Genomic DNA, 6,716 nt, shown 5'->3' on the forward strand with positions numbered 1-6,716 from the left:
CGGGCGGCGCCGAGGCGCCAACCTATGCCCAGCTTTATTCGGGAGCATGGGTCCACCCCACATGTAGTGGGTGTCTGACTTAACCGGATAGGCACGGGTTATTGTTCTATGCGCGACCGAGCAATACGCGCAACTTGTTCGGATTAGGGTTGACCGCACTGCGCGAGGCAACAAAAGACCCGATTTTTTCAGACGGTTGGGAGTTCCTCGCAATTGGTGGGCGGGGAGGGGTGCCCGAATTGACTTTGTCGCAGGGACATCGGTTACGGCCGGCACCGTGGTTTGATTACGCAAGCTATGGGCAGGTGTTGCGGGATGCCGATATATTGCTTTGTCCTATGTTGTCGCCGCATACAAGTTATCCGGTATTGGAAATGGTGGCTTGCGGGGGTATTTCAGTGACAAATACTTTTGAGACGAAGACGTTAGAGGCTCTTTCGCAGATCTCCGAAAATATTTTTTCTGGTCCTGCTACGATTGAGTCTATGGCGGCAAATATCGTCAGAGCAGGCCACGCAGTCGTAAATGTTGAACGGGAGGTGAATACCCTCAACATGGCGAGGGACTGGGATGAGACATTGGAACCCGTTGCCTCACGTATTGCATCGCTTTTTAAAGCGAAGCCGTCTAGTGGCGAAGCTGTCTAGAATAAATTAACGTAGGGGTTATTCGTGCTATTGTTTCAAAAAACTCGATACACGATGACGCGCCGCAATCTGCATCCGCAATTCGGCTTGATGCACATTCCGAAGTGTGGTGGCACTCAGTTGATGACTGAGATTGAGGCGTTTCTTCGGCCGTTGCAACGTGTCGAAGGTTGGGATCTATCGCAAACGGGTGGAGTCATTCCTGATCGATCAATCCATCTTGAAATCGGCCAGGAAGGTGGCCGTGTCGGTGGAATTTACGTCTCTCCAGCGGCGTTGCCCGCGAAAGGCGATATGGTCGCGGGACATTTCGCCCGTTCCAGTCTGCTGGCGCGCTATCCGGATATCAAGATCATGTCTATTTTGCGCGAACCGCAATCGCGCGTGTTGTCCCATTGGTTTTATCTCAGGGACTATAGCGACGAGACTCTGTCTGAGTTCGGTAATTGGGCAAGTCATTTGGCCATTGCGCGTCAGCCACTTCGGGTCTTCCTGACCACGCCATCCATCGCCTGCCTGACCGACAACGTCATTACCCGGATGCTGTTGTGGCCGAATGAGTTGATTCCGCAAGACGACTTTATCGATGAACGAGCCGACCAAATGCTCTTGGATCAGGCCCTCGCGCGACTGGCCGAGCTCGATTTTGTTGATATTATCGAGAACGATGCTATGCGTTCACGCTTGTTGATGTGGCTCGGGGCGGTCTGGGGACAGACATTCTGGAGCAAACTCGAGCGCCGACTGAATGGCCCGCCGCGCGGCAATCCAAACGAAGCAAGACCACCATTGTTTGGCGAGCGCAGGCCAATGTCTGACGAACTTGGTGAGGGCGGTGCTGCGTTGCTGGCAACTCGATCACGCCTTGACGCCGTGTTGTGGCGGCACGTTGCGAGCACACTACCGGATCGTGACCGATTTCTCGCATCGGAGCGTGCGTATTTGGATCGTGCCTGCGCAAGATACGATCGACTGCTCACCGCCGCATAAACTTTCCGTGATTTAGGCGAGTCGATTTCAGATAAACGGCCTTGACCGTCGGCGCGGGTGCGGTCATGCGACCACCCGATTGCCGCGATGATCGTTTGTCGGTGATCGTTGCCATAACTCATAAATCTGAAGTCCATCGGTACCGACTATGCCGCACCGCTCCCCACATGCAGGGCGGCTATCGTCCGCGATGACCACATGACGGGCGACGAAAAATCCCAAATCCGGAAACCATTCTTTAACACTCCTTCCGCGATAATCTCGCCAGAGGCAAAAACGGTCTCCTTGTTCCAACGAGGATTGTACCTTTTTCGCGCATTGTCTCAAAAATCTTGGGTATCAGAGGTTGCGTTTTTTAGACAATGTCGCGTACAGTGACGTCGCGCACGATTTCTAAAGCGGCGTAAAGCAACTGGGGGTTGCTTTCCTCGTGTTAAGCTGATTTTGCGCCCTTCAACCTTGGGAGCTTTCATGTCAACCACGCTTACACCAACCGGTTTCACGGCCGCCCCCGCTGTGCCTCAGGCGAGCGTTGCGGGTCAGATCGTCGGGCTCAACCTGCAGAACACCTCGAGCACCGTCATTGCCGCCCAGCCGACCAGTTTCGGTGAAACCTTCATGGCCGGTGCCGTGAAAAGCACCGATCAACTCACGGCCACCATCAACGGCCAAGTCTACGCCGTGCAGATGGACGCCAAGACCTTCAACCCGGATGGCTCGGTCGCCATGGCGGTGCTGACGGTCGATGCACCGGAATTGCCCGCCAACTCCACCACCGGGGTCATGCTCTCGATCGGCGGCACGCCAAACGCCGGCCTGTCCGCTCCAGCGGCGAACCTGTTGACGGCATTGCAGAAATATTCCCTCACCGCCACGCTCGACATCACCGCCAACGCCGGCGGTGCCACCGGCACGCAGACGATCAACATAGCCCAGGACGTCTTGAATGCGCTGAACGCCGGCACCGCGACCAAATGGCTCAACGGCCCCCTGGCGCAGGAAGCCATCGTCAGCATTCCGGTCTCAGGCTCGCTGCGGATCGAGGCGGACGTCACCGCCTATGCCAACGGCAAAATCTCGGCGACCCTTCAGTTCAACAACGACGTCGCGATGAAAACCGCAGGCGGCACGATCACCTATTCCACCAGCATCGCGCAGAACGGCGTAACGATCGCCACCCAACCCAGCCTGACGCAATACGAATATCAGGATTGGAGCGCCACGGTCGGCACAGCGCCGGCGGCGGGCGCGCTGAACATTCAGCACGATGTCGCGTATCTGGAGGCGACCGGGGCGATCCAGAATTACGATACGCAATATGGCGTTGCGAGCGGATCGATCAGTGGCACCTCCAGTAGCGAGGCATCGCAGATCGCCGCACCGGGCTGGAATGCGCCGCTGGGCGTTGACGGTATTGCGCAATATATGCCGATGACAGGGGGGCGCGGCGATATCGGGCCAACCACTCAGGCTAATGCGACCTGGCTGATCACCCAGAACGCCACAGCCGCAACATACGCGCTGGGACAGGCGCAGGAAGCCGGATCGGTACCATGGCATTTCTACGACCCGACCAGCGGCGGCGCTTTCCTGACGACGGGAACGCCGGGAGAGGTCAACGTCTGGACCGATCCGCGCGGCAATCCTGGGCTGACTCAGACCGTCAGCGGCAATTCCGGATGGAGGACCGATCAGGCGCATATGCCGGACTTGTCGTACGCAGCCTACATCCAGACCGGCAATGTGCAATATCTCGAACAATTGAATGCCCAGGCTTCCTTCGCGGAGGTCAATCAATGGAACCCGACGCGACAAGTCACTAGCCCGAATGGAACAACGTACACCGACCTCGTCGTTAATGAAGAGCAAGTGCGCGGCGCTGCGTGGAGTTTGCGGGCATTGCAGGAAGCTGCCAGCGTCAACCCGAAGGGCTCCGCCGACTACACCTACTTCGCACAAGCGACGAACGATAATTACGCCTATCTCGTGTCAATGATCCCGAGCTGGACCCAGCAAGAAGGGCAAGCCTACGGCACACTACCCGGGACATATGGGAGCTCTGGTACAGCCGGCCCCTGGGAGCAGGATTATTTCGCGAGCACCGTCATTCAAGGTGCGGAAATGGGGAACCAGAACGCCGTAACATTTTTGAAATGGGAATCGAATTTTTTCGTTGGCCGCTTCTTTGCTGACGCCCAGGGATTCAGTCCAAAAGATGGGATTGCGTATAACATAAATATTTCACCGCCATCCACCGGTGGGGCCGGCAAGGGCATCTACTACCAAACGTGGGCACAGATCGAGCAAGCGACGATTGCGGCCGGGGGCTCAAACGTCTCCGGGTCTGGTTCCGGGTGGGCTCACAGTAACGGCGACTACGGCACCCTCGCCCTCCAAACCCTCGCCGGCATCATCACCGTCAGCACCAGTTCCGCCGCCAACGCCGCAACCATGGGCGCATACCAATACCAGGCCATGCAAGCCTTCGGCTGGCTCCTCGCCAGCGGCGCGCCATTCATCAGCCCCAACTCAACCGCATCCACCACACCCCAATTCCTCATCGACCCCCGCCTCGCCAACGGCCAACTCCTCTCCTTCGGCGACGTCACCATCTCCACCGATACCACGCCCACCCTGCTCACCCCGGTCGACCCCACCAAAAACGCCCTGCTCTACGCCGGTTCCGGCGCGGATACACTGATCGGCGGCACCGGCATCAACCTCCTGTTCGGCGGCTCCGGCGCCGACACCATCATCGGCGGCCCCAACGGCAACGACATTTTCGCCGGCTCCGGCAACGAAACCATCGAAGCCGGCGGCGGCGCCACCTTCATCCAGGCCAGCACCACCGCCTTGCTCACCCCCGGCACCGGCCAGGATCTGTTCGTCATCAACCAACAGGCCAGCGGCGCCGTCACCATCTCCGGCTTCAACCCCCAATACGACCATCTCGACCTGGTCGATGCCGCCGGTGCCCCCCTCAGCACCGCCGCGGTCTCCAGCATCATGGCCAGTGCCGCAACCATCAGCGGCGGCGTCGTCCTGCACGTATCATCCACCGAAACCCTCACCATCGAAACAATCGGCACCCCCAGCATCACCAGCGCCTGGTTCCAGGAACAAGGGATCCCGACCGTCGCGGGTTCCACCGGCGGATCAGGCTCCACCACCACCAGCGGCAGCGGTTCAACCGGCGGGGCCGGCTCAACCAGCGGCAGCGGCTCAACCACCGGCGCCGGCTCCACCAGCGGTGGCGGCCTCACCGTGCCTCCGCCGCCGCCGCCTGCACCGGTCGTCACCAGCGTCATCGGCGGCGCCTCGGTTGCCGGTGATGCCTCGATCAACGCCGCCAGCCAGCAGACCACAATCATCGCCGGCGCCGGCGCCTCGACCATCCAGGTCGGCAGCGCCGGGCTCGACTCCATCATCGGCGGCGCCGGGGCCATCTCCCTCACCGGCGGCAGCGCCGAGATGTTCTTCCAGGCCGGCAGCGGTGCCGCCGTAATCGACCAGAGCAACACCACGGGCAATGCCGAAATCATCACCGGCACCGGCGACGCCACGATCAATGCCGGAACCGGTTATAATTTCATCGACGTCACCAACGCCAACAGCGCAACCACCCTCGTCATCAACGGCTATTCCTTCGCCCGAAATCCGATCAATTACACCGGTTTCGCTAACAACGAGTATCTGCGCTCCGCTTCGTTCAATGCATCCGGCGGCGTGTTTACTCTGGTCGATGGCCAGACCATCCAACTGAACTACGCCAATACGGTGCCCAGCGCCTCCATAGTCGGCAGCGGATCCGGCTCGTCCCAACCACAGATTGTAACCTTGAACCTGGCCGATCAAACTTTCACCGGCGGCGCGACGGCGGCTATCCTGTCGGACGAGGGCGGCCACAGCACCATCACCGGCGGCAGCGGCGGCCTCTCCCTCACCGATTCCGCCGGGCACGACCGCATCACCACCGCCGCCAACGCAACCGATCGGCTCAACCTCGCCGCCAACGACACCGTCATGAGCACCGGCACCGACATGATCACGATGGCCGGCGGTGGTGTGGTCAGTGCCGGCGGCAGCACCAGCCAGTTGAGTTTCGTCGGCGGCAGCCAGGCCAGCACGATTTTCGGAGGCGCCGGGGCCGTCAGCGCCATCAGCGGCAGCGGCGGCATCGCGCTGATCGCCGGTTCAGGAAACACACGCCTCAATGAAGGCAATGGCCCGGACCTCGTCAAGGCAGGATCCGGCAACATCACCCTGACTGGCAGCACCGGCACGCTCGCCTTCGTGGCCGGTTCGGGCAATGCCATCATCGACCAGGTCTCGGGCGCCGCCCAAATCGTGGCGGGGGCCGGGAACATGACGGTCAACGCCGGATCAGGCTTCGATTACTTCAATTTCTCCAGCGTTTCGGGCGGCGGCAGCGTGGTCATCAATCATTTCGATGCTGCGAAGGACAATTTCAAATACGCCGGTGTCAACATCCAGTCATCGACGTTCGGCAAAACCGTGGATCATCTCACCCTCACCGACGGCACCAAAATCACGATGAATCTCACCTGATATCGCGGCTGTGATGCTGCACCACGCACAGCATCACAGCCCCGCCTCAGTGAGATCCGCCGTGCCCAACCGGATGCCCGCCGCCATGAAAGCCACCACCAGGCGGCGCACCTGGTGGACCGCCCGGCCGTCCCCCCGGCGGTCCACCATGAAACGCGCCATGAAACCCGCCGGGCCCGCCGTCATGGTCGCCCGGCGGACCATGAAAACCGCCCCCGCCGCCATGAAAGTCACCGTCCGGCCGGCCAAAGTGCCCATGGTCCTGGTCCCATCCGCCGCCGCGCCAGCCCCCACCACCGATCACCACGCCGATCCCGCCAAATCCATAGGGGTAGCCATCGCCATACCCGTAGCCATAGGGCACGCCATAACCGGGGTAGCCATAAGCGGGATAACCGAAACCGGGATAGCCTGCGTATTCCGTTGATCGCGATCATCCATTCCGGTCGATCGCGATCACTGATTCCGGTGATCTCGATCATGATGTTCACCATGCCTGAGGCTGGCGTG

Annotated in this window: 4 protein-coding genes; 3 read left to right on the forward strand and 1 reads right to left on the reverse strand. The window is 60.2% G+C overall.

Features of this window, described 5'->3' with window-relative positions:
- Positions 1 to 101: 101 nt before the first annotated feature.
- The 3 genes from B7X49_RS17280 to B7X49_RS17290 all read left to right on the forward strand — a co-directional run bounded on the left by B7X49_RS17280 (position 102) and on the right by B7X49_RS17290 (position 6,206).
- Complete coding sequence (locus tag B7X49_RS17280) at positions 102 to 647, forward strand: hypothetical protein (RefSeq protein WP_408735604.1); 546 nt, start codon at positions 102 to 104, stop codon at positions 645 to 647.
- A 54-nt stretch (positions 648 to 701) separates the two neighbouring features.
- A complete protein-coding gene (locus tag B7X49_RS17285) occupies positions 702 to 1,637 on the forward strand; it encodes a hypothetical protein (protein ID WP_286705227.1) in 936 nt (311 codons plus the stop codon).
- Between the two features lie 471 nt (positions 1,638 to 2,108).
- The gene (locus tag B7X49_RS17290) at positions 2,109 to 6,206 is read left to right on the forward strand and encodes an S-layer family protein (RefSeq protein ID WP_286705228.1); all 4,098 of its coding nucleotides are present in this window, start codon (positions 2,109 to 2,111) and stop codon (positions 6,204 to 6,206) included.
- Between the two features lie 33 nt (positions 6,207 to 6,239).
- Here the strand turns inward: B7X49_RS17290 and B7X49_RS17295 are convergent, their stop codons facing one another.
- A complete protein-coding gene (locus B7X49_RS17295) occupies positions 6,240 to 6,464 on the reverse strand; it encodes a hypothetical protein (RefSeq protein ID WP_286705229.1) in 225 nt (74 codons plus the stop codon).
- Positions 6,465 to 6,716 lie beyond the last annotated feature (252 nt).

Source organism: Acidiphilium sp. 34-64-41 (assembly GCF_002282635.1).
Lineage (GTDB): Bacteria > Pseudomonadota > Alphaproteobacteria > Acetobacterales > Acetobacteraceae > Acidiphilium > Acidiphilium rubrum.